The sequence below is a fragment of the Actinomyces timonensis genome (assembly GCF_040702965.1).
GTDB classification, from domain to species: Bacteria; Actinomycetota; Actinomycetes; order Actinomycetales; family Actinomycetaceae; genus Actinomyces; species Actinomyces timonensis_A.
On the sequence record NZ_CP159989.1, the window covers coordinates 1,706,976 to 1,728,863 of the forward strand.

Annotated in this window: 19 protein-coding genes; 6 read left to right on the forward strand and 13 right to left on the reverse strand. The window is 72.4% G+C overall.

Features of this window, described 5'->3' with window-relative positions:
* Positions 1–103: 103 nt before the first annotated feature.
* The 3 genes from thiL to ABXS69_RS07445 are packed head-to-tail and all read right to left on the reverse strand — an operon-like array spanning position 104 to position 4,797.
* A complete protein-coding gene (thiL, locus tag ABXS69_RS07435) occupies positions 104–1,279 on the reverse strand; it encodes a thiamine-phosphate kinase (protein ID WP_366180081.1) in 1,176 nt (391 codons plus the stop codon).
* A complete protein-coding gene (locus ABXS69_RS07440) occupies positions 1,266–2,477 on the reverse strand; it encodes a D-alanine--D-alanine ligase family protein (RefSeq protein ID WP_366180082.1) in 1,212 nt (403 codons plus the stop codon). Before ABXS69_RS07440 ends, thiL begins: the two co-directional genes overlap by 14 nt.
* Before the next feature lie 37 nt (positions 2,478–2,514).
* Positions 2,515–4,797: an Ig-like domain-containing protein gene (locus ABXS69_RS07445; RefSeq protein ID WP_366180083.1), complete on the reverse strand. Its 2,283-nt coding sequence runs from the start codon at positions 4,795–4,797 to the stop codon at positions 2,515–2,517.
* A 397-nt stretch (positions 4,798–5,194) separates the two neighbouring features.
* On the opposite strand from ABXS69_RS07445, the gene ABXS69_RS07450 reads away from it, so the two are divergent.
* Positions 5,195–5,869, forward strand: a complete 675-nt coding sequence (locus ABXS69_RS07450; RefSeq protein ID WP_366180084.1) for a hypothetical protein — start codon at positions 5,195–5,197, stop codon at positions 5,867–5,869.
* A 54-nt stretch (positions 5,870–5,923) separates the two neighbouring features.
* On the opposite strand, the gene ABXS69_RS07455 is transcribed toward ABXS69_RS07450, so the two are convergent.
* From ABXS69_RS07455 to leuC, 5 genes are all read right to left on the reverse strand, one after another.
* On the reverse strand, positions 5,924–6,958 hold the full coding sequence (locus ABXS69_RS07455; RefSeq protein WP_366180085.1) for an NAD(P)H-dependent glycerol-3-phosphate dehydrogenase: 1,035 nt from the start codon (positions 6,956–6,958) through the stop codon (positions 5,924–5,926).
* The gene (locus tag ABXS69_RS07460) at positions 6,955–7,788 is read right to left on the reverse strand and encodes a lysophospholipid acyltransferase family protein (RefSeq protein WP_366181566.1); all 834 of its coding nucleotides are present in this window, start codon (positions 7,786–7,788) and stop codon (positions 6,955–6,957) included. Before ABXS69_RS07460 ends, ABXS69_RS07455 begins: the two co-directional genes overlap by 4 nt.
* 88 nt (positions 7,789–7,876) lie before the next feature.
* Positions 7,877–9,199 carry a UDP-N-acetylglucosamine 1-carboxyvinyltransferase gene (gene murA, locus ABXS69_RS07465; protein WP_366180086.1) on the reverse strand — a complete coding sequence of 441 codons (1,323 nt, stop codon included), beginning with the start codon at positions 9,197–9,199 and terminating at the stop codon, positions 7,877–7,879.
* A 101-nt stretch (positions 9,200–9,300) separates the two neighbouring features.
* Positions 9,301–9,954 carry a 3-isopropylmalate dehydratase small subunit gene (gene leuD, locus ABXS69_RS07470; RefSeq protein ID WP_366180087.1) on the reverse strand — a complete coding sequence of 218 codons (654 nt, stop codon included), beginning with the start codon at positions 9,952–9,954 and terminating at the stop codon, positions 9,301–9,303.
* A gap of 35 nt (positions 9,955–9,989) precedes the next feature.
* Positions 9,990–11,432: a 3-isopropylmalate dehydratase large subunit gene (gene leuC, locus ABXS69_RS07475; RefSeq protein WP_366180088.1), complete on the reverse strand. Its 1,443-nt coding sequence runs from the start codon at positions 11,430–11,432 to the stop codon at positions 9,990–9,992.
* Positions 11,433–11,560: 128 nt separating this feature from the next.
* Here leuC and ABXS69_RS07480 point away from each other — a divergent pair, with 128 nt between their 5' ends.
* Positions 11,561–12,301 carry an IclR family transcriptional regulator gene (locus tag ABXS69_RS07480; RefSeq protein ID WP_366180089.1) on the forward strand — a complete coding sequence of 247 codons (741 nt, stop codon included), beginning with the start codon at positions 11,561–11,563 and terminating at the stop codon, positions 12,299–12,301.
* A gap of 104 nt (positions 12,302–12,405) precedes the next feature.
* Here ABXS69_RS07480 and ABXS69_RS07485 read toward each other — a convergent pair whose 3' ends face one another.
* Entirely contained in the window at positions 12,406–12,699 is a 294-nt protein-coding gene (locus tag ABXS69_RS07485) for a hypothetical protein (RefSeq protein WP_366180090.1), read from the reverse strand.
* Positions 12,700–12,895: 196 nt separating this feature from the next.
* Between ABXS69_RS07485 and ABXS69_RS07490 the strand changes: the two genes are divergently transcribed.
* The 3 genes from ABXS69_RS07490 (at position 12,896) to ABXS69_RS07500 (ending at position 14,517) form a co-directional block, all read left to right on the forward strand.
* Positions 12,896–13,084, forward strand: coding sequence for a hypothetical protein (locus ABXS69_RS07490; RefSeq protein WP_366180091.1), 189 nt, complete (start codon positions 12,896–12,898; stop codon positions 13,082–13,084).
* Positions 13,085–13,096: 12 nt separating this feature from the next.
* Positions 13,097–13,261, forward strand: a complete 165-nt coding sequence (locus tag ABXS69_RS07495; protein ID WP_366180092.1) for a hypothetical protein — start codon at positions 13,097–13,099, stop codon at positions 13,259–13,261.
* 116 nt (positions 13,262–13,377) lie between these two features.
* Positions 13,378–14,517 carry a glycosyltransferase family 4 protein gene (locus ABXS69_RS07500; RefSeq protein ID WP_366180093.1) on the forward strand — a complete coding sequence of 380 codons (1,140 nt, stop codon included), beginning with the start codon at positions 13,378–13,380 and terminating at the stop codon, positions 14,515–14,517.
* Positions 14,518–14,583: 66 nt separating this feature from the next.
* On the opposite strand, the gene nrdR is transcribed toward ABXS69_RS07500, so the two are convergent.
* Positions 14,584–15,033 carry a transcriptional regulator NrdR gene (gene nrdR / locus ABXS69_RS07505; RefSeq protein WP_366180094.1) on the reverse strand — a complete coding sequence of 150 codons (450 nt, stop codon included), beginning with the start codon at positions 15,031–15,033 and terminating at the stop codon, positions 14,584–14,586.
* Positions 15,034–15,139: 106 nt separating this feature from the next.
* Positions 15,140–15,946, reverse strand: coding sequence for a LysM peptidoglycan-binding domain-containing protein (locus ABXS69_RS07510; RefSeq protein ID WP_366180095.1), 807 nt, complete (start codon positions 15,944–15,946; stop codon positions 15,140–15,142).
* Positions 15,947–16,200: 254 nt separating this feature from the next.
* On the opposite strand from ABXS69_RS07510, the gene lexA reads away from it, so the two are divergent.
* Positions 16,201–17,082, forward strand: coding sequence for a transcriptional repressor LexA (gene lexA / locus ABXS69_RS07515; protein ID WP_366180096.1), 882 nt, complete (start codon positions 16,201–16,203; stop codon positions 17,080–17,082).
* Positions 17,083–17,154: 72 nt separating this feature from the next.
* On the opposite strand, the gene ABXS69_RS07520 is transcribed toward lexA, so the two are convergent.
* Both ABXS69_RS07520 and hflX read right to left on the reverse strand, forming a co-directional pair.
* Positions 17,155–18,159 (reverse strand): L-lactate dehydrogenase, encoded by a 1,005-nt coding sequence (locus tag ABXS69_RS07520; RefSeq protein ID WP_366180097.1) that lies wholly within the window; start codon positions 18,157–18,159, stop codon positions 17,155–17,157.
* 162 nt (positions 18,160–18,321) lie between these two features.
* Positions 18,322–21,870, reverse strand: a complete 3,549-nt coding sequence (gene hflX, locus ABXS69_RS07525) for a GTPase HflX (RefSeq protein ID WP_366180098.1) — start codon at positions 21,868–21,870, stop codon at positions 18,322–18,324.
* Between the last annotated feature and the right edge of the window lie 18 nt (positions 21,871–21,888).

Below are 21,888 nucleotides of genomic sequence, written 5' to 3' on the forward strand. Positions count from 1 at the left end.
GGCAGCCTTCGTCATGATCGGGCTCATGTCGTGGTCGACGCTCATGCCCGCCGGCGTGACGCGGTGATCGGCGCCGGGGCGGACCGCGCGCCCCGCGAGGGCCTCACCCGCCGAAGTGGTCCCAGCCGAGGCCGGCCTCGGGGGCACGCCCTCCCACGCGCACGCCCGGCGGCTCGCCGTCGCCCGCCTCGCGCACGCGGCCGATGACCCGCGCCCCGTCCGGGAGCCCGTGCGCGCCGCCCACGAGCGCGCCCAGGTTCTCCGCGGGCACCGTTGCCAGCATCCCGTGGTCCTCTCCCCCGGTGAGCACCCACGCGCGGGCGATCACCGCGGCGGCGGCCTCGTCATCGGCGAGCAGGCGCGCCACCGGCATGAGCGAGGCCATCGCGCCCGCGAGCGCGCCGCCTCCCCGAGCGGGCTCGTCGATGTCGAGGATGACGCCGCTCGCGCGGGCGATCCTGTCGCCATCGCGCAGCAGGGAGTCCGAGACGTCCATCATCGCGCTCGCGCCGGACCGCGCCAGGGCGGGGCCTGCCTCCAGGGGCGGGCGGGGCGCGCGGAAGGCCTCCAGGCAGGCCCGCGCCTCAGCGCTGGTCGCGGCGACGCCGAGGGCGCGGGGTGATCCCGCGAGCGCGGGATCCTGGTCCCGCCCCTGGAGGACCGGTGCGTCCCCGTCCCCGATCCCAGCGCTGAGCAGGGCCAGTCCCGCGGCGCTGCGTCCCGGGGCGCCCACGTGGACGATCGCGTCCCCGGGCCGCGCCCCGGAGCGGAGCACGGGGGCGCGGCCCTGGAGATCGCCCAGGACGGTCACGGAGATGACGATGGAGCGACCACCCACGAGGTCCCCGCCGACCACGCCGGCCCCGCACTCGCGGCAGGCCTCGCCCAGGCCGGCGGCCATCCCCTCCACCCAGGCGACCGGCGTCGTCCCGGGCATGGCGAGCCCCACGGTCAGCGCCGTGGGGAGGGCTCCCATGGCGGCGGCATCGGCGAGGTTCTGAGCGGCGGCGCGCCTGCCCACCTGCTCCGGCGTGGACCAATCGAGTCGGAAGTGCAGGCCCTCGACGAGCACGTCGGTGCTCACGGCGCAGTGGCCGTCCGGCGCGGCGAGGACGGCGCAGTCGTCGCCCGTGCCGACGACCTCGCCCGCCGCGTGGGGCAGTAGCGGGGCGAGGCGGGCCAGCAGGCACTCCTCGCCGAGGTCCGCGACCGTCAGGGCGGTGCGCTCCCGCCCCTGGGGGGTGGGGACCCGCGCGCCCGGGCCCTCAGCGGTTGACATCCGCGGGACGGGCCAGGGCCAGCTCGATGAGCTCGGTGACGAGCTCGGGGTAGGTCATGCCGCTCTCGCGCCACATGTAGGGGTACATGGAGAAGGGCGTGAAGCCGGGCATCGTGTTGACCTCGTTGACGATCGCGCGCCCGTCGGGGGTCAGGAAGAAGTCCACGCGCGCCAGGCCCTCGGCGCCGATCGCCTCGAAGGCGCGGGCGGCGGTGTCCATGAGCAGCTCGCGCTCCTGGGCGGAGATGGGCGCCGGGCAGAGCATGGCGACGGCGTCGTGCGCCAGGTACTTGGTCTCGTAGTCGTAGAACTCGCCGGCACCGTGGGCGGCGTCCATGCTGATCTCGCCGGGCTCGGCCACGCGCGGGGCGTCGTCGCCGCGGCCCCCCAGGACGGCGACCTCGATCTCGCGGCCCTCGATCCCGGACTCCACGAGCGCCTTGGGGTCCACCTCGCGGGCGGCCTCGATGGCGGCGCGCAGGCGATCGGGGGACTCCACCCTCGTGATGCCCAGGGAGGAGCCCGCGCGGGCGGGCTTGACGAAGAGCGGGTAGGAGAGGTCCTGACAGGCGGTGAGGATCGCCTCAGGGTCGCGCTTCCAGGCGTGAGGGCCGACGACGACGTGCGGCGCGGTGGGGATCCCGGCGTCAGCGAGGAGGACCTTGGTGACCTGCTTGTCCATGCCCACCGCGGAGGCCAGGACCCCGCAGCCCACATAGGGCAGGCCCATCATCTCGAGCATTCCCTGGATGGTGCCGTCCTCGCCGTAGGGGCCGTGCAGGAGGGGCAGGACGACGTCGATGGCCTCCAGGACGCTCGGGCCGGCCTGGGTCAGGGTCACCGGCGCTCCCCCTCCCAGGCGCATGGCGAGCTCGCCGCGCCCCATGCCCTCGGCGGTGACCCGCACGGGCGGGGCGTCGTCCCGGAGCTCCAGGGCGGCGGGATCGTCGTCGACGAGGACCCACTGCCCCTCCATGGTGATGCCGATGGGCACGACCTCGTAGCGATCCCGGTCGATGGCGGACAGGACCCCGGCGGCGGTGGCGCAGGAGATCGCGTGCTCCCCACTGCGCCCCCCGAAGACCACGGCGACGCGAGCGCGCCTGCCGGGCGCCGGCAGGGCTCGGGCGGCGGGCGCCCCGGAGGCGTCGACGGCGGGTTCTGCGGCAGGAGCGGCGGGTTCCAGGGTCTCAGACATGGGCCCAGGCTACCCGCCGCTCACTCACACCACGGACTCATAGGGCCGCGGGCAGCCTCCTGGATCGGGCCCTGCGGGCCGCCTCCCAGGCGACCCCCAGGAGGAAGACGACGCCTCCGCTGATGAGGAAGGCATCCGATCCCATCCCTCCGGTGAGCGGGAGCATCGGCACCGGTGATTTGGAGTTCTCGAAAGGCTTCTCGAAATTGTGATGAGGGGCGCCGGGGTGGGTGATGAAGTTCTTCGCCCGCTTGTCGGTCAGATATCCCGCGGGAGCCTTGGACTCCTTGAGCTTCCGCCAGGAGTTCGCCAGGGGGAGGTTCTGGACGTCGAAAGCGCCCGGCTTCGGATCGTGGTCGTAGAGAGCCGCCGGGTCGTGGCCGCCCTGAGGGGCGCACGACTCCGCGCTATCGGCGACGCAGTCGGTGATGACCGTGCCGGCGGGGATCCCCTCGCCGCTCATCTCCCACTCGGATCCAGCCAGGGCCTGGCGGGTGTCGGCGTCGATCTTGGTCCATGTGACCCGCCCCCGCCGGTCCTCACCAGTGGTGCAGGCATCGTTGTTGGCATCACCATCGGAGTCCTGCTCCATGGTGACCTTGTTGTACAGGCCCTTCGTCGAGTCGGCGGCGGCCCCGCCCGTCTGGCACTCGCCGAGGAGCTCAAGGCTCCCCGAGTCCATGGCCGCTGGATCGACGCTGTACGTGATGACCACTTCATGGGTCTTGGAGGCGTTGACGTCGAGCTCATCGCCCCGGGTCACGTAGTACCCGGCCTGATCCTTCTCCACCTTGGCGCCGTCGACCTCGACCCTGTCGATCGAGAATCCTCGGGGAGCCGAGGGGATGTCGACGACCTCCGGGGACGTCCCCCGCCCCGTTCCCGTGTTCGTCACCGTCACGCTGTAGGAGCGGCGCAGGGAGCTCGCGGTGGAGCCGACGACGAAGCCGCCGTCAGAGGTCTCCTTCTTCACCGCGAAAGCGGGGAGCTCAGCGGGGAAGGCGTTGGTCGCCTTGATCTTGACATCCGCCTGGGAATCCAGCTTGAACGTCAGGGTGGTCTCACCATCCGGGCCCGGGGTCAGCGTCGCCCCTGACTCGGGATTCAGGAGCTCATAGGACACCGTCACGCCTCTGGGGACATCCTTCTCCCTGATCGTGCACGCGGCCGAGGACTTGGTTGTGGCGCTGCTGGTCGTCTCGCCGGAGGCCACGGGGGCCAGTGGGGCGAACCGGTCTCCCAGGCACTTGTACTCGAAGGAGTACTTGGCCCCGTCGGGGGCGGGCCCGCTCACTTCCTTCTGGATGGAGAACTTGACCTGCTTGCCGGAGCCCGCTCCGCCGGCGTCGGGGACCTCCGCGTCGCCGGACACCTCATAATCAGGGCCGTTCTGGGCATCGGGTCCGTTCTTGACCTGCAGGGTGTTGTGGAGCTTCTCGTAGTCCTTGTAGTTGGGATCGAGATCGCCGTACATCCTCATGAAGTACGACTCATAGCGATCGATGTAGTTGCCGTCCGCGTTCTTGTTGATCGTCACCCTGATGCCGCGCTCACCGAATTTCTCGCAGTTGTACCTGCTCTTGTCAAGAAAGTTCTTGTTGTACACCACCTTGTCGTACGGGCGCGGCGTGATGTTGTCTATGGTCAATTTATCACAGGTGAGAGTATAACCATCGCCGCCCGGGTCCTCGATCACCGGCTGCTCCTCGGAGTAGTTCTGCTTCGTGGCGCTGCCAAGGCCGAAGCTCCAGACAACTTGATTCCTCGCCGAGTCGACCTGGCCGTACTTGGAGCTGATGGCGAATATGCCGGCCGGGGGCTCGGGCAGGAGCTCGGACTTCAGCGTCGCCTCACCCCTGCACCCCTTGAAGAGGAGGTCGTGCTTGCCGACAGCCGCCCCCTGCGTCCACACGATGTTGATGAACGCGGACCCCGAGACCGATCCGTGGTTGCTCACGTAGTCACCGAGGGTGAGCGTGACCGTGGCGCCCCCGCCGGCGCCCCAGGTGACAGTGCCGACCTTTTCACCCGCGCCGTCATAGACATCGAAAGGCTTCAGGAGGGGGTAGACCTCGACGAGATCAGGCAGCTTCATCGTGATGGTGTCGCCTGGATTGGCGTTGGCGTCGACCGTCCATTTCCACTGGAGGCGGGCCAGCTGACCGCCCCTGCTCCGGTACGTGCTCTCACCATCGATTTGAGTGACATTGGGACCCGGCTGCCAGGCGAACTCGGACAGGCTGCCGGCGCAGGAGTTGACGGCCGACGCGCGGGGCAGCGCGCCGGGGAGCACCGGGAGCGCGAGCAACAATGACGCCATGGCGACGATGATCAGGATCATCGACGCTCTCGACACCATTCGGCCTAGGCGATGGCGCGGCATCCGGCCATGGGATTGGGACGGCACGAGCATTCCTCCACATCTTTCAGTTCCAGTCCGACAGGGGAGGCATGCAGACACCCCAGGGGAATGGGCATATTAAACGCCGATCGAGAATATACTGCCGGTCGACGCCAGTATTGGCGGAGTTACCGCAAAGAGACCGAAAATAGATAGCATTGTTGCGCATCGTCCCCGTTCATCCCACTGGACGGACGATCTTCCCTCTCCTTCGAGGTCGCGAGGCGTTTCCCAGGCCCGGCCCGTAAGCGCTCCGGGCCGCGCCGTGGGACACGAGGCGCTATTGTCGTCCCACCACCGCCCACGAGGAGGAACCATGACCACCGCGCCCAGCCGCCGCATCTTCACCGCCTCCGGCCTCGCGTCCCTGTCCTCCCTGGCGCTGGCCTCCTGCGGCCCCGCCGCCGCCCCCGAGCCCTCCGCCCCCAGCGCCTCGGGCGCGGGCCCGGCCACCAGCGCCGCCGCGGATGGGGCCGCCGCCACCGGGGAGCCCCTGCCCACCACCACCACCGCGATCGCCACCGCCTCGGAGTCGTCCGAGACGGGCGCCGACGCGCCCTGGGTGGAGACGGGCTCCGCGCAGGCGGCCGGCGACGCGGCGAGCCTCCTGGTGACCGGCGTGCGCACGGGGACGCATGAGGACTACGACCGCGTCGTCGTCGACCTGAGCGGGGAGGGGGCGCCCGGCTGGCGCGCGGACTGGGTCGCCGACGCGGGCACGCAGGGCAAGGGCGACCCGATCCATCCCTCCGGCGCCCACATCCTGCGCGTTCTCGGAACGGGCGCGCGCATGCCCTCCTCCGCTGAGGAGATCGCGTCGGCCCAGAAGGCCCTCAGCGCGGACTTGGGCATGCCCGCGATCGCCTCGGTCTACTACGACCCGACCGTCGAGGCCCAGTACCAGCTGGTCCTGGGAACCTCGTCGCGGTCCTACCGGGTCTTCGCGCTCAGCTCGCCCACGCGCCTCGTCGTGGACGTCAAGCATCCCTGAGCGGTGCGCCCCGGACGGGCTCGGCCCCCTGCTCCCGGGGCGGGGGCCGGGCCCTCAGTCGATCCGCTCGCCGTGGACGCCCTCGGCCTTGCGAGGGCGAGCCAGGAGCGCGTCGTTGACCTCCTCGACGCTCGCCGCCCCCTCCACGACGGCCACCACTCCCGCGGTGATCGGCATCTCAACGCCGTGCCGGGCGGCGAGGTCGAGGACGGCGCGCGCCGACTTGGCGCCCTCGGCCACGCCCCGCGAGGCCGCGGCGGCCTCGTCCACGCTCATGCCCTCGCCGAGGTGACGGCCGAAGGACTGGTTGCGGCTCAGCGGTGAGGAGCAGGTGGCCACGAGGTCGCCCATCCCGGCCAGGCCCGCGAAGGTCTCGGGGCTCGCGCCCAGGACCAGGCCCAGGCGGGTGATCTCCACCAGGCCCCGGGTGATGATCGTGGCCTTGGAGTTGTCGCCGTAGCCCCGGCCGGCGGCCATGCCGACGGCGAGCGCGATGATGTTCTTGACCGCCCCGCACAGCTCGACGCCGAGCACGTCGGTGTTCGTGTAGGGGCGGAAGGCAGCGGTGGCGCAGGCGGCGGCCACGCGCGCGGCCAGGCCCTCGTCCGCCGCGGCGATGACGGTGGCGGTGGGCTGCCGCGCGGCGATCTCGTCGGCGAGGTTGGGGCCGGAGACGACGGCGAGGCGCTCGGGCCCCACCTGGAGGACCTGGCCCATGACCTCGCTCATCCGCATCCCGGTGCCCAGCTCGATGCCCTTCATGAGGGAGACGACGGCGGCGCCCTCCTCGAGGCGCCCCGCCAGTGGGGCGACGATCCCCCGGGCGGCCTGGGAGGGCACGGCGACGACGACCGTGTCGGCGCCGCTGGCGGCCGCGACCATGTCCGTCGTCGCCCGCACGCCGGCGGGCAGCCGCAGGCCGGGCAGGTAGCGCTCGTTAGCGCCGGCGTTGATCTCCTCAGCGATCTCGGCCCGGCGCGCCCAGATCGTGGCGCTGCCGCCGGCCTCGGCGATAAGGGAGGCGAAGGCGGTGCCCCAGGCTCCCGATCCGATGATGGCGGCGCGAGCCGGCGCGCCCTGGCCGGTCACTGCCCGGCCCCCTCCGACTCGCCGCGGCCGCCCGGGGCATCGTCGGCCCCGGACCCGGGTCGGGCGGCCTCACCGGAGGTCGCCTCCCGGGCCGGGCCGGGGTCGGGCCGGCGCTCGCCGTAGGCCCCGGGGCCGTGGTCGATGTCGTAGCGCGGGTCGAAGGGGCGGGGCGCCCTCTCGCCCCGGATGACCTCGAGCTCGGCGGTGATGGCGCGCATGATCTCAGCGGTGCAGGCGCGCACGGCGTCGTGGTCGTCGGTGTCGCTGCCGAAGCGGGAGAGGCTCAGGGGCTCGCCCACGCGCACTGTGACGGGCTTGGGCGGGAAGGGGTGGAAGGCGTCGGTGCAGGTGTCCATGATGTCCTGACCGCCCCACTGCGCCATGGGGACCACGGGCGCGCCGGTGCGCATGGCCAGGCGGGCCGCGCCGGTCTTACCGACCATCGGCCACTTCAAGGGGTCGCGGGACAGGGTGCCCTCGGGGAAGATCATGATGACGCCGCCGTCGGCGAGGATCCTCTCGGCCTCCCGCAGAGCGTCGGAGGCGCTCGCCGTGCCGCGCTCAACGGGGATCTGGCCGCCGGCGCGCAGCACCCGCCCGACCACGGGGATCTTGAACAGACTGGCCTTGGCCAGGGAGTAGGCGGGGATATCGGCGTCCACGAGCGCGCGCATGGCGGTGAGGGCGTCGATATTGGACAGGTGGTTGGCCACGGCGATGAAGCCGCCGTCGGCGGGGAAGCGCTCGGCACCGGTCACGCGCTGGCGCGAGACGAGCTTGAGGAACGGGATGATCGCTCCGCGCGAGGCGAAGCGGTAGAACAGGCTCATAGGACGCTTCTGGGGCACGGCACGACTCTAGCCGGATCGGGCCCGGCCGCGCGCCTCGCCGGGCGCGGCGCCCTCGTGTCGCGGGGCGTCAGGCCAGGCGGGCCACCTTGGCGTCCAGCGAGCCCAGCTTGCTCATGAAGTGCTCGTAGCCGCGGTCGATGAGGTTGATGCCCTCCACGCGGCTCGTCCCCTGGGCGGCCAGGGCAGCGATGAGGTGGGAGAAGCCGCCGCGCAGGTCGGGCACGACGATATCCGCGCCGCGCAGAGGCGTGGGCCCGGAGATGACGGCGGAGTGGTAGAAGTTGCGCTGTCCGAAGCGGCAGGCGGTCCCTCCCAGGCACTCGCGGTAGACCTGGATGGCCGCGCCCATCTTGCACAGGGCCTTGGTGAAGCCGAAGCGGTTCTCGTAGACGGTCTCGTGGACGATCGAGACTCCGTCGGCCTGGGTGAGGGCCACGACGAGCGGCTGCTGCCAGTCGGTCATGAAGCCGGGGTGGACATTGGTCTCCACGACGATGGAGCGCAGGTCCCCGCCGGGGTGGTAGAAGCGGATGCCGTCGTCACGCACGTCGAAGGCGCCGCCGACCTTCCGGAAGATGTTGAGGAAGGTCGTCATGTGACTCTGGTGGGCGCCGTGGACGAAGACGTCGCCGCCGGTGGCCAGGGCGGCGGAGGCCCAGGAGGCGGTCTCGATGCGGTCGGGCAGGGCGGTGTGGCGGTAGCCGGCGAGCTCCTCGACGCCCTCGATGTGGATGATGCGGTCGGTGTCCACGGAGATGATGGCGCCCATCTTCTGCAGCACGTCCACCAGGTCCATGATCTCGGGCTCGACGGCGGCGCCGCGCAGCTCGGTGCGCCCATCGGCGCGCACGGCGGTGAGCAGCGTCTGCTCGGTGGCGCCGACGCTGGGATAGGGCAGCTCGATGACGGTGCCGCGCAGTCCATCGGGCGCGGTCAGGCGGATGCCGGCCTCGAGCTTGTCGACGACGGCGCCGAAGCTGCGCAGGATGTCGAGGTGGAAGTCGATCGGGCGGTCCCCGATGCGGCAGCCGCCGAGGTCGGGGATGAAGGCCTCGCCGAGGCGGTGCAGGAGCGGCCCGCAGAACAGGATCGGGATGCGCGAGCTGCCGGCGTGAGCGTCGATGTCCGCCACGTGGGCCGCCTCCACACGGGAGGGGTCGAGGCGGAGGATGCCGGCGGTCTGGTCATAGTCCACCTGGACGCCGTGGAGGGTCAGCAGTCCGGAGACCACCTCGACGTCCCGGATGAGGGGGACGTTGCCGAGCACCGACGGCGTCGTGCCGAGAAGCGCCGCGACCATCGCCTTGGGGACGAGGTTCTTCGCGCCCCGCACGGTGATCTCACCGCTGAGCGGGCGGCCGCCCTCAACCTGAAGAAGACCGTCGACCATGCGTACCTCCTTAACGCCGCGCGGCGTGGCCCGCGCTCCGCCCGGCGCAGGGACGGCGGGCCAACCAAGCATAGGCGAGGCCAGGCGCCCGGCCGGCCCCCTCAGGGTGTGGGCATCTCCGCACCGCGGGCGGGAACGACCTCGGCGGGGGGCAGGTGGCGGGCGGGCAGGGTGGCGGGCTTGTAGGAGGGACGCGCGGCCTCGTAGGCGCCGATCTCGTCCTCGTGCGTGAGGGTCAGCGAGATGTCGTCGAGGCCCTCCATGAGGCACCAGCGCACGTAGTCGTCGATGGCGAAGGTGGTGCGCAGGCCCGCGCACGTCACGGAGCGCTCCTCGAGGTCCACGGTGATCTCGGTTCCGGGCTCGTTCTCGAGGATCTTCCACAGCTGCTCGGCGTCCTCCTGGCTGATGATGCCGGTGACCAGGCCCTGCTTGCCGGCGTTGCCGCGGAAGATGTCCGCGAAGCGGGGGGCGAGGACCACCTTGAAGCCGTAGTCCTTGAGGGCCCACACGGCGTGCTCGCGCGAGGAGCCGGTGCCGAAGTCGGGGCCGGCGACGAGCACGGAGGCGCGCTTGTAGGCGTCCTGGTTGAGGACGAAGTCGGCCTCGGAGGCGCGCCAGCCGGCGAAGAGGGCGTCGTCGAAGCCGGTGCGGGTGATGCGCTTGAGGTAGACGGCGGGGATGATCTGGTCGGTGTCGACGGCGCTGCGGCGCAGCGGGGCGCCGATACCGGTGTGGCGGATGAACTTGTCCATGGTGCTCCTGCTTCCCTGTCTCGTCCCGGTGTCTCTCAGGCGGCCCGGCCGGCCGTGGCGCTCGGCCCGTCCAGCGGCTCCAGATCCGCGGGGGTGGACAGCCTCCCGCGCACGGCCGTGGCGGCGGCGACGACGGGCGAGACCAGGTGGGTGCGCCCGCCCTTGCCCTGGCGGCCCTCGAAGTTGCGGTTCGACGTCGAGGCGCAGCGCTCTCCGGGGGTGAGCTGGTCGGGGTTCATGCCCAGGCACATGGAGCAGCCGGCGTTGCGCCACTCAGCGCCGAAGCTCTTGAAGACCTGGTCCAGGCCCTCGGCCTCGGCCTGGAGGCGGACGCGGGCGGAGGCGGGGACGACGAGCATCCGCACGCCCTCAGCCTTGGCGCGTCCGCGCAGGACGTCAGCCGCGGCGCGCAGGTCCTCGATGCGCCCGTTGGTGCACGAGCCGAGGAAGACGGTGTCGACGGCGATGTCCCGCAGCGGAGTGCCGGGGGTGAGATCCATGTACTCCAGGGCGCGCTCGGCGGCGCGGCGCTCGGTCTCGTCGGCGATGGCGGCGGGGTCGGGGACGGACGCGGATATCGGCAGGCCCTGCCCGGGATTGGTGCCCCAGGTGACGAAGGGCTCGATGTCCGCCGCGGTGAGGACGACCTCGGTATCGAAGACGGCGCCGTCGTCGGTGCGCAGGGTGCGCCAGTACTCGAGCGCGGCGTCCCAGTCGGCGCCCCGCGGGGCGTGGGGGCGGTCCTTGAGGTAGGCGAAGGTGGTCTCGTCGGGGGCGATCATGCCCGCGCGGGCGCCGCCCTCGATGCTCATGTTGCAGATCGTCATGCGGGCCTCCATGGAGAGGCCCTCGATGGCACGGCCCCGGTACTCGATGACGTGCCCCTGGGCGCCGTTAGTGCCGATTCTCGCGATGATCGCCAGGATGATGTCCTTGGCGCCCGACCCGGACGGCAGGTCTCCGTCGATGGTCACGCTCATGGTCTTGAAGGGGGCCACCGGCAGGGTCTGGGTGGCGAGCACGTGCTCGACCTGGCTGGTTCCGATGCCGAAGGCCAGCGCCCCGAAGGCGCCGTGGGTGGAGGTGTGGGAGTCCCCGCAGACCACCGTCATGCCGGGCTGGGTGAGGCCCAGCTGGGGACCGACGGCGTGGACGATGCCCTGGTCGGCGTCGCCCAGGGAGTGGATGCGGACCCCGAACTCGGCGCAGTTGGCCCGAAGGGTCTCGATCTGGGCGCGGCTGGTGACGTCGGCGATCGGCAGGTCGATGTCGACAGTGGGGGTGTTGTGGTCCTCGGTGGCGATCGTCAGGTCCGCGCGACGGACCGAGCGCCCGGCCAGGCGCAGCCCCTCGAAGGCCTGAGGGCTGGTCACCTCGTGGACGAGGTGGAGGTCGATGTAGAGCAGGTCGGGGGCGCCGTCCGCCCCCTTCTTGACCACATGGTCCCGCCATACCTTCTCGGCGAGAGTCATTCCCATCGCGTTACCCCTTCACTCAGCGTCGCTCGGCGTCGTTCAGCGTCACCCACTGTCTTTCACGACACACTGTTGCCGTGGATCCTCGACACTACTTGAGATCTCAGCCCTCGGGATGGCAGTATCAGAGTATGGACGAAGCCTTGGAGTCAGAGACCAGCAGCGGTGTGGGCGTCATCGACAAGGCGGCCCTCGTCATGAGCGCCCTGGAGGCGGGCCCGGCGACCCTCGCCCAGCTCGTCTCCTCCACGCACCTGGCCAGGCCGACGGCCCATCGCATCGCCGTCGCCCTGGAGTACCACCGACTGGTCTCGCGCGACTCGCAGGGGCGCTTCATCCTCGGCCCGCGCCTGACCGAGCTCGCCTCCGCCGCCGGCGAGGATCACCTCCTCACGGCCGCTGGCCCGGTGCTGGCGGCCCTGCGCGACAAGACGCACGAGTCCGCCCAGCTCTACCGCCGCCAGGGGGACGTGCGCGTGTGCGTGGCCAACGCGGAGCGCCCGATCGGCCTGCGGGACTCGATCCCGGTGGGGGCGACGATGTCCATGCTGGGCGGCTCGGGGGCCCAGGTGCTGCTGGCCTGGGAGGAGCCGGACAGGCTGCACCGAGGTCTGGTGGGGGCGCGCTTCAACGCCACGATGCTCTCAGCGGTGCGCCGGCGCGGCTGGGCGCAGTCCGTGGGCGAGCGGGAGCCGGGCGTCGCCTCGGTCTCGGCCCCCGTGCGCGGCGCGAGCGGCAAGGTGATCGCGGCCGTGTCGATCTCCGGGCCGATCGAGCGGATGGGCCGCCAGCCGGGCCGCATGCACGGCGCCGTGGTCATGGCCGCCGCCCGTCGCCTCTCCGAGATCCTGCGCACCGCCGACGAGGGCTAGCCCTCCCCCTTGCCGAGACCGGTCGATATCAAGAGCGAGACCGGTCGAAAACAAGAGCGAGACCGGTCGCGCGACGCCGTCCGGACTCAGGTCACAGCTCAACGTCAGCGCATAGGCATCGCTCGAAGCGAGTCGAGCGGCAGCTCTTCGCCTGAGATGGACGGTTGAGCAATGGGTCCGCCGCCCCTGTCGCCGGGCTGTGCCTCGCCACGACCATCCACCTGCGGCCGGTCGACGCCCGTGGCGGTGACCTCGATGAGCGGGGCGCTGAGCAGTGGGCACCCCTGGAGGATGTCCGCATCACCGTCAGCATCCTCCCGGAGCGAGCCGCCCTGCTCCAGGTCGACGTCCGATGCCCTTCGCGCCTCCATCTGCTTCTCGAGCCGGCAGGCGCGCAACGCGACATCCTCCTCGATGGTCCGGATGTCCTCACTCCGCGCCAGTGGGTCGCGAGACCGTCAGACCGTCCCTCGGACGCCGCCGCCACATTCGACTCATTGGCGCCGACGCCGCCGAGATCGATGTCGTGATCCCCGTGCGGGCGGCCCGCGAGCGCGGGAGAGGCTTCTCAGCCTGGTCTGCTACGACTTCGGCATGCAGCAGGCCCGAAGCGTGAGGAAGCGGCAGATCCGCGCCCTGATCCGCGGCGCGCGGCTCTTCACCGACCCGGACGGCTTCGCCTGGCCGGAGGGCGTTGACCCGGCCGGGCTCACTGGCTACCGCCGTTATCCGTACGACCACGTCGCGATCGAGGAGATCCATCCGCGAGAGCTGGACAACTAGGTGCGAGAGCGAATGAGAGCGGTCGGCGGGCTCGATGACGAGCATTTTCTGCACGACCTGCTCGCAGGACTGTCGTGCTCGACGCGCCGCAAGCCCACCGCCTCCGTGCGCCAGGTGCTGGTCCAGTCGGTGGCGCGGATCAGGCGGCAGGAGGAACCACCTGCGCGCCGCCAGTGACACTCGGCGCGCCTCAGCCATCCCTGCGGACGGGGAACCGGTCTCGCTCTTGATATCGACCGGTCTCGCTCCTGTTTTCGACCGGTCTCGGCGGAGGGGTCTTCTAGACTCACGGCATGCGCCGGACACTCCTCGTCACGAACGACTTCCCGCCCGTCGTGGGAGGGATCCAGTCCTACCTCGACGACTACACCCGCCGCCTGCCTCCCTCGGATCTGACCGTCCTGGCCTCCACTCCCCCCGAGGGCCCCGAGGCAGCCGCGGCCTTCGACTCCGAGGCGCGCTTCGACGTCGTCCGCATGCCCACCCACATGCTCCTGCCCACGCCGGAGGTGCGGAGCAGGATGCGGGGGCTCATCGCCGAGCGCGGCATCGAGACCGTCTGGTTCGGCGCCGCCGCACCGCTCGGACTGCTCGGCCGCGCCGCGAGGCGGGCCGGGGCGAGCCGCGTCATCGCCACCACCCACGGGCACGAGGTCGGCTGGTCCATGCTGCCCGGCTCCCGCCGGCTCCTGCGCCGCATCCTCCGCGACGCCGACGTCGTCACCTACATCTCCGAGTACACACTCGGCCGCCTGAGTCCCTTCATGCCATCGGGCACCCTCACCACTCATCTTCCTAGCGGAATCGACGTCGAGCGCTTCCGTCCCGATCCCGCCGCCCGCTCCGCGCTTCGCGCCCGCTACCGGCTGGGGGGCGCCCCGACGGTGGTGTGCGTGTCCCGGCTCGTGGCCCGCAAGGGCCAGGACTCCCTCATCGAGGCCTGGCCGCGCGTGGTGGAGCGCGTCCCGGGGGCCCGCCTGGTCATCGTGGGATGGGGCTCCTACGCGCGCCGCCTGGCGCTCCTCAAGCGGGGCTCCCCCGCCCGTGATTCCATCATCCTGACCGGCAAGGTCCCCTACGACGAGCTGCCCGGGCACGTGGCCATGGGGGACGTGTTCGCCATGCCCTGCCGCACGCGCGGTGGGGGCCTCGACGTCGAGGGGCTTGGGATCGTGTTCCTCGAGGCCTCCGCGGCGGGACTGCCCGTCATCGCGGGGACCAGCGGTGGCGCGCCCGAGACCGTCGTGGAGGGCGTGACCGGGAACGTGGTTGACGGGCGCGACCAGGACGCGCTCGTGGAAGCGATCGCCCGCCAGCTCTCCGATGCCGATGCGCGCGCCCGGATGGGCACCGCCGGCAGGGAGCTCATGATCGATCGCTGGACGTGGCCCACCCTGGTCGAGCGTCTGGTCCGCGCGATCGACGAGCGCTGAGGCGGGGACGGGCCCGATGACCGCGCCCGTCATCGCGACTCGCGAGCCGCGGGCCCTCCTGGTGGCTCAGGCGTGCGCCGCGCGGAGGTCGGCGATGGCCCGCTCGAAGTCCTCCAGGCTGTTGAAGTTGGAGTAGACCGAGGCGAAGCGGAGGTAGGCGACCTCATCGAGCTCGCGCAGCGGCCCGAGGATCGCCAGGCCGATCTCATGGGAGTCGACGATGGCGTGCCCGGTGGCGCGAATGGTCTCCTCCACCTTGTGGGCCAGGAGCGCGAGGTCGTCATTGGAGACGGGACGGCCCTGGCAGGCACGGCGCACGCCCACGATCACCTTGTCCCGGGAGAAGGGCTCGACGGCGCCGGAGCGCTTGCGGATGGACAGGCTGGCCGTCTCGATGGTCGTGTAGCGCCGACCGCAGGCGGGGCACTCTCGGCGGCGCCGGATGGCCAGGCCGTCATCGGAGGTCCGGGAGTCGACCACACGGGAGCCGTCGTGGCGGCAGAAGGGACAGTGCACGCGGGCTCCTCGGGGTTGAAGCATGGCCTGTGACGTGGAGCCTAGGCGCCCATCCCCGTCACCGCAAGGAGCCGCAGTCCCAGCGATCGCCCCTCTGGGCGATTCGTCAGTGGACGGGGACGACGAGGCGCTGTCCCGGGTGGATCGTTGAGGAGTCGAGGCCATTGAGGTCCACGATCTGGGCCACGGCCTTGGACACGTCCGGGGCGCCTGTGGCGGCGGCGACGTCCCACAGGGACTGGCCCGCCTGGACCGTTGCCGTGGAGGTCTCCACGGGGGCCATGAGGCCACTGCCGATGATCCCCGCGGCGGCGACCAGGGCGAGTAGGACGACGACCATCATCGAGACGACGCCCCGGCGCATCGGCGCCGGCAACGAGGCGAGCGTTCCCCGAGAGGCCCCCCTCGCAGCGCGCGCGGCGTCCCCAGCGCGCTCATCACTCCCGGCGCGCGAGACGGCCCCGCCCCGCCTGGAGGCCCCTGGCCGCCCCACCCACCGCGCGGGCCCGGCCTGGGCCGGCCTCCCCGCGGTGGCGCGCCTCTGGGCGCCGCTGATGGAGGGATGGGTCGGCGCGAGGCTCGCGAGCTCGGCGAGCCCCACGCGGGAGCGCGGCTCAGACGCCCCGGGCGCGGCGGTCCGGCGAGCGCCCGAGGCGGGGCGCGGACGGGCGGGGCGCGGCGCGCTCGGGCGCCGGCGCAGGTCAGCGAGAGCCGCGATGGCAGGGAGCCCCGGGGCATCCGCCCCGGTGACGAGTCGTAGGCGCGGGCGGCGAGGAACGCCGGCCGCGCGCGCGGCCGGCGCCTCCTGCTCGGCAGTCCCCGCGCAAGGGGCCGAGGCCGCCGAGTGCGCGGACAGGGGCGTGACCATCCGCAGGCGGCGGGACGGCTGCGGCGGGAGTGCGAGTGCGCTCACGGGGAACCTCCTAGAACACATGTTCGACGAACAACTGTTCGAAGACTAGCGGGCCCGGCGCGACACGTCCAGCATTTTTCGAACGTGTGTTTGAATGACCGACGGGCTGGCCGTATGGTTGACGGCAACCAGGACATCACCGGGCACTGACACGAATCCGGCGCCCTTGACCGCTCGCATCGGGCCCGTGGTCGCCGCGGCGCCCCGACGCCGGCCCGATCCAGCAGACCGCCCGCACTATCGAGGAGATCGCGATGAGCACGCCCCACGGCAGCGACCGCACCACGGGGGAACGAGCCGGGAGACCGGCCGCGCGGCGGGCGGAGGGGGCAGCCGCGCGGGAGCGCTCCCACCGGGATGGCGCCCCCAGCGCGGGGGGCGCCGAGGGCGCTCGCGGCGCGGCCAGTGGCGATCACGTCCTCGCGAGCCTCGATGAGCGCGCCCGCGCGGTGTACAAGGCCGTGCGCGACGCCGTCGTCGATCACGGCTACCCGCCCTCGATGCGCGAGATCGGTCAGCGGGTGGGGCTCACCAGCCCATCGTCGGTCAAGCACCAGCTCGACAAGCTCGAGCGCCTCGGCCTGGTGCGCCGCGATCCCAAGCGGCCCCGCGCCCTGGAGGTCATCGTTCCCGAGGAGCCCGGGGCCCTCGCGCCCGCGGCCGCTCCTGGGGGCCCCGCGCTGGCGGTCCCCGCCCCAGCCAGCCCCTCCCCCGCCGCCCTGCCCATGCTGCCGGGAGTGGCGGAGGGGGAGACCGTGGCAGTGCCCCTCGTGGGGCGGATCGCGGCAGGCTCGCCCATCCTGGCCGAGCAGGAGGTCGAGGACGTCATGGCCCTGCCCCGGCGCCTGACCGGCTCCGGGGAGCTCTTCATGCTCCAGGTTCACGGGGACTCGATGATCGACGCCGCGATCTGCGACGGCGACTGGGTGGTGGTCCGCGCCCAGTCCGACGCCGCCAACGGGGAGATCGTCGCCGCCATGCTCGACGACGTCGACGGCGCCTCGGCCACGATCAAGGTCCTGTCCCGCAAGGACGGGCACCAGTGGCTCCTGCCGCGCAACCCCGACTACGCGCCGATCCCGGGCGACGACGCCACCATCATGGGACGGGTCGTCACCGTCCTGCGCGCGCTGTAGCGAGCGGCCTACGACGACGGCGCCCCCATCCATGACCGGATGGGGGCGCCGTCGTCGCGCGGGCGCGGGGCCTCAGTAGCCCAGGCCGCGGGCGACCTCGCGCAGGCGGGTCGCGGAGGCGGTGAGCGCGTCGCGCTCGTCCAGCGTCAGCGGCAGCTCCAGGCGCCTACCGGCTCCCTCGCGCCCGACGATGGTGGGCACCGCCATGCACACGTCGGAAATCCCATGCCAGTTGTCCAGCAGCGGGGAGATGGTGAGCACGCGCTGCTCATCGTTGAGGATGGCGCCGATGATCTTCTGCACGGCCAGGCCGACGGCGTAGTTGGTCACGCCCTTGCCCTCGATGATGCGGTAGGCGGAGCGGACGACGTCGTGGGCGATGCGGTCGCGCTTCTCCCGGTCGAAGTAGCCGCCGTCGAGGGTCTTGCCCCACTGGGTGATCGGCACGCCGCCGATCTGGGTGGAGGACCACAGCGGGACCTCGGAGTCCCCGTGCTCGCCGGCGATGTAGCCGTGGATGTTCTGCGTGGCGGTCCCGGTCTCCAGCGAGATGAGGTAGCGCATGCGGGCGGTGTCCAGGACGGTGCCGGAGCCGAAGACCTGGTTGTCGGGCAGGCCGGTGATCTTCTTGGCGCAGTAAGTGACGACGTCGACCGGGTTGGCCACGAGCACGAAGACGGCGTGCGGGGCGACCTCGACGAGCTTGGGCAGGATCTTCTCCATGATGCCCACGGTGGCGCCGGCGAGATCGAGGCGGGACTGGCCGGGCTTCTGCTTGGCCCCGGCGGTGATGGCGATGACGTCGGCGTCGCGGCAGATCTCCGGGTCGTCGGAGCCGGAGACGGCGCCGGCGGAGGTGAACTGGATACCCTGGGCGATGTCGAGGGCCTCGGCCTCGACCTTCTCCTTGGCGATGTCCTGCAAGACGATCTCGCGCGCCACGCCCTTGGTCACGCAGGCATAGGCGAGGGTGGAGCCCACGGCTCCGGCGCCAATGATGGCGACCTTCGAGGGGCGGCCCGACTTGCCCGTCGGGTAGGAGCCTTCAGCGGTGTTGGTGATCACGGCGTCGGACACGGAAAACCTCCAGATCTTCGTGGGACGGGCCGCTCGGCCCAGGTCCCAGCCTAGTCACAGGAGGAGCGCGGCACGGCGGCCCTAAGCCCCGAAGCCCCACGACTCGGCGTCGCCTCCCCCGGGTGCCATAGGCGGGGCGCCCCCGCCCGTCTCAGCGCTCTTCTAGTTCCCGGCCGCCGCGAGCCTCCTGAGCGCCCCGAGGACGACCTCTCGCTCGGTCGTGGGCCACAGGGCCGGCATGGAGCGGGCCAGGAAGGCCCCGTAGCGGGCGCGGCGCAGCCGGGGGTCGAGAACGGCGACGACGCCGCGGTCGTCCGAGCGGCGCACGAGCCGACCCGCGCCCTGGGCGAGCAGGAGCGCGGCGTGCGTGGCGGACACGGACATGAAGCCGTTGCCCCCCGCCGCGCTGACGGCCTCGGCGCGGGCGTTGGCCACGGGATCGTCCGGGCGGGGGAAGGGGACGCGGTCGATGATGACGAGCCGGCAGGCCCTCCCCGGGACGTCCACGCCCTGCCACAGGCTCAGGGTGCCCACGAGGCAGGAGTCCTCGTCCTCGGCGAAGGCGCGCACGAGCGTGGGCAGCTGGTCCTCCCCCTGGGCGTGGACGGTCAGGCCGGTGGCGCCGCGCAGCAGGGAGGCGGCCTCCTCGGCGGCCCGCCTGGAGGAGAACAGGCCCAGCATCCCGCCGCCGGAGGCCTCGGTGAGGGCGAGGACCTCGTCGAGCGCGGCCTCGGAGATTCCCTTCTGGGGGCGGGGCAGGTGCGTGGGGGTGTAGAGGATGCCCTGGCGGGCGTAGTCGAAGGGCGTGCCGACGTCGATCCCGTCCCACGCGGTGGCTCCCAGCGTGAGGCCCAGCGCCCGCGCCATGGGGTCGAAGCCCCCGCCCAGCGCCAGGGTGGCGGAGGTCAGCACGGCGGCCCGGCCCTCGAGGAGGGAGTCGGCGACGCTGCCCGCCACGTCGATGGGCGCGAGCAGGAGGCGCGGCGGGTCGGCGCCCATGCGGGGCCTCTCGATCCAGGCCACGTCCCGGCGGGCCTCCACGCTGCCCGAGGTCGTGCGCTCGACGGCGTCGAGGAGGTCGGCGACGGCGGTGCGCGCCAGGGAGATCGCGCCCGCGTCCCCCGAGCGGGCCTTGGCGGCCTCACGGATATCGCTGGTGACCTGCCGGGCGGCCTCGTCGAGGGTGATGAGGGAGTCGTGGAGGGCCTGGGGCAGGCCCTCCACGAGGCGCCCATCGGGCAGGTCGGCGAGCGCGAGCTGGAGGGCCTGGCCGGCGGCCTCCAGGTCGGCGGCGATGACGCCAGCGTGCTTGCGGGCGGTGGCGGCCACGCGCATGACGGCGGCGGCGGACAGGCTCACGGTCCCCTGCGAGCGGACCCGGTCGGCGAGCTCGTGGGCCTCGTCGACGACGACGATGCCGTGCTCGGGCAGGACATTCGGATTGCCGGCGGCGGCGATGCCGAGCATCGCGTGGTTGGTGATGACCAGGTCCGCCTCGCCGGCGGCGGCGCGGGCGCGCTCGGGGAAGCAGTCGTCGTGGAAGGGGCAGGAGGTGCCCAGGCACTCGGCCCGGGAGACGGAGACCTGCGCCCAGGCGCGGTCCGTGACCCCCGGGACGAGGTCGTCGCGGTCGCCGGTGGGCGTGGTGGAGGCCCACTCGCGCAGGCGCAGCACCTGCTCGGCCAGGTTGGTGGATGCCGCCCGCCCCAGGCGGGCGGGGGCCAGGGCGCTGGCGGCCGAGAAGAGCGAGTCGGCGTCGTCGTCCTCGGGGTAGCCCCCGGCCACGCGGTGACGGCACACGTAGTTCTGCCAGCCCTTGAGGAGGGCGATCGACGGGGCGCGGCCGGTGGCCTCCTGGACCGCGTCGGCGGCCAGCGGCGCGTCCTTGGTGAGGATCTGCCTTTGAAGAGCGAGCGTGGCGGTGGAGACCACGGCCCGCTCCCCCGCCTCGACGGCGCGGGCGAGCACGGGCACGAGGTATCCCAGCGACTTCCCGGTGCCGGTGCCGGCCTGCACCATGAGATGGGTGCCGTCGGCCAGGGCCTGGCTGACCCGGCGGGCCATCTCCTCCTGCCCGGCCCGGGGACTGCCGCCCATGGCGCCGACGGCGTGGGCGAGGGCCGCCAGCGCTGTCCGCTCGGCGGGGCGCGGGCCCTCGGCGCCGCCGGGTGAGCCCGCCGCCCGATCGCTCACAGGGCCGCGCCGGTGCAGCTCGGCGGCGAGAGGGGCGCTGACCTTCGCGACCAGGCGCGTGCCGGCCTCGACGTACTCGATGGACTCGATCTCACCGTCGGCGTGGACGCGCGAGACGAGATCGCCCCGCGAGTAGGGCACGACGACGTCGACGGGCACGTCCGGGCGGGGCAGCATCTCCTCCAGGCGCTCGCGCAGCCCCTCGACGCCCTCGCCGGTGCGCGCTGAGACGGCCAGAGCCCCGGGCAGCTGGGAGCGCAGGGCCACGAGCGTCATCGGATCGGCGAGATCGGCCTTGTTCAGGACGATGAGCTCGGGGACCTCCAGGGCGCCGGGGATCTCCGCCAGGACGGTGCGCACGGCGGCGATCTGGGACAGGGGGTCGGGGTGGGCGGCATCGACGACGTGCAGGACGAGGTCCGCCTCGGCGACCTCCTCGAGGGTGGAGCGGAAGGCCTCGATGAGCTCGTGGGGCAGGTTGCGCACGAAGCCGACCGTGTCGGTGAGCGTGTAGACGCGCCCGTCGGAGGCCTGGGCGCGGCGCACCGTGGGGTCGAGGGTGGCGAAGAGGGCGTCCTGCACCATGATCCCCGCGCCGGTGAGGCGGTTTATGAGGGAGGACTTGCCGGCGTTGGTGTACCCGGCGATGGCGACGCTCGGGATGGGGCCGCGGCGGCGCGTGCCGCGCTTGACCTCGCGCGAGGGCGCCATGGCCCTGATCTCGCGGCGGAGCTTGGCCATGCGCTCGCGGATGCGGCGCCGATCGAGCTCGATCTTCGTCTCGCCGGGGCCGCGCGAGCCGATGCCCTGGCCCCCGGCGACACGCCCGCCGGCCTGGCGGGACATGGACTCGCCCCATCCGCGCAGGCGCGGCAGCAGGTACTCCAGCTGGGCGAGCTCGACCTGGGCCTTGCCCTCGCGGGACTTGGCGTGCTGGGCGAAGATGTCGAGGATGAGGGCGGTGCGGTCGACGACCTTGACCCGCACGACGTCCTCCAGGGCACGGCGCTGGGAGGGGGCGAGCTCGCCGTCGACGATCACCGTGTCCGCCCCCGCGGCCGAGACGATCTCGGCGAGCTCCTTGGCCTTCCCGCTGCCCAGGTAGGTGGCGGGATCGGGGTGGTCACGGCGCTGGATGACGGCGTCGAGGACCTCGGAGCCTGCGGTCTCGGCCAGGGCGGCGAGCTCGGCCAGCGAGGTCTCAGCGTCCTGGGCCCCGGCGGGGCCTCCCGCCGCGCGCGGCAGGTCGAGGCCCACGAGCACGACCTTCTCCAGGCGGATCTGGCGGTACTCGACCTCGCTGACGTCCTCCAGCTCGGTGGACAGGGAGGCGACGCGCCGGGTGGCGGCACGGGCCTCCCGCTCCAGGAAGCCGTCGTCGCTCTCGAGGTTCTCGCGCTGGGAGGCGGTAGAGGCCAGGGCGGTCCCCCGGCGGGAGAGGATGCGGGCGACGATCTGCTCGGCGCGGGCCTCGGCGTCGTCGGGCCGCCCGGCGGTGTGGGGGGTGGGGTGGGTCACTGGAGTCCTTCGGAATCG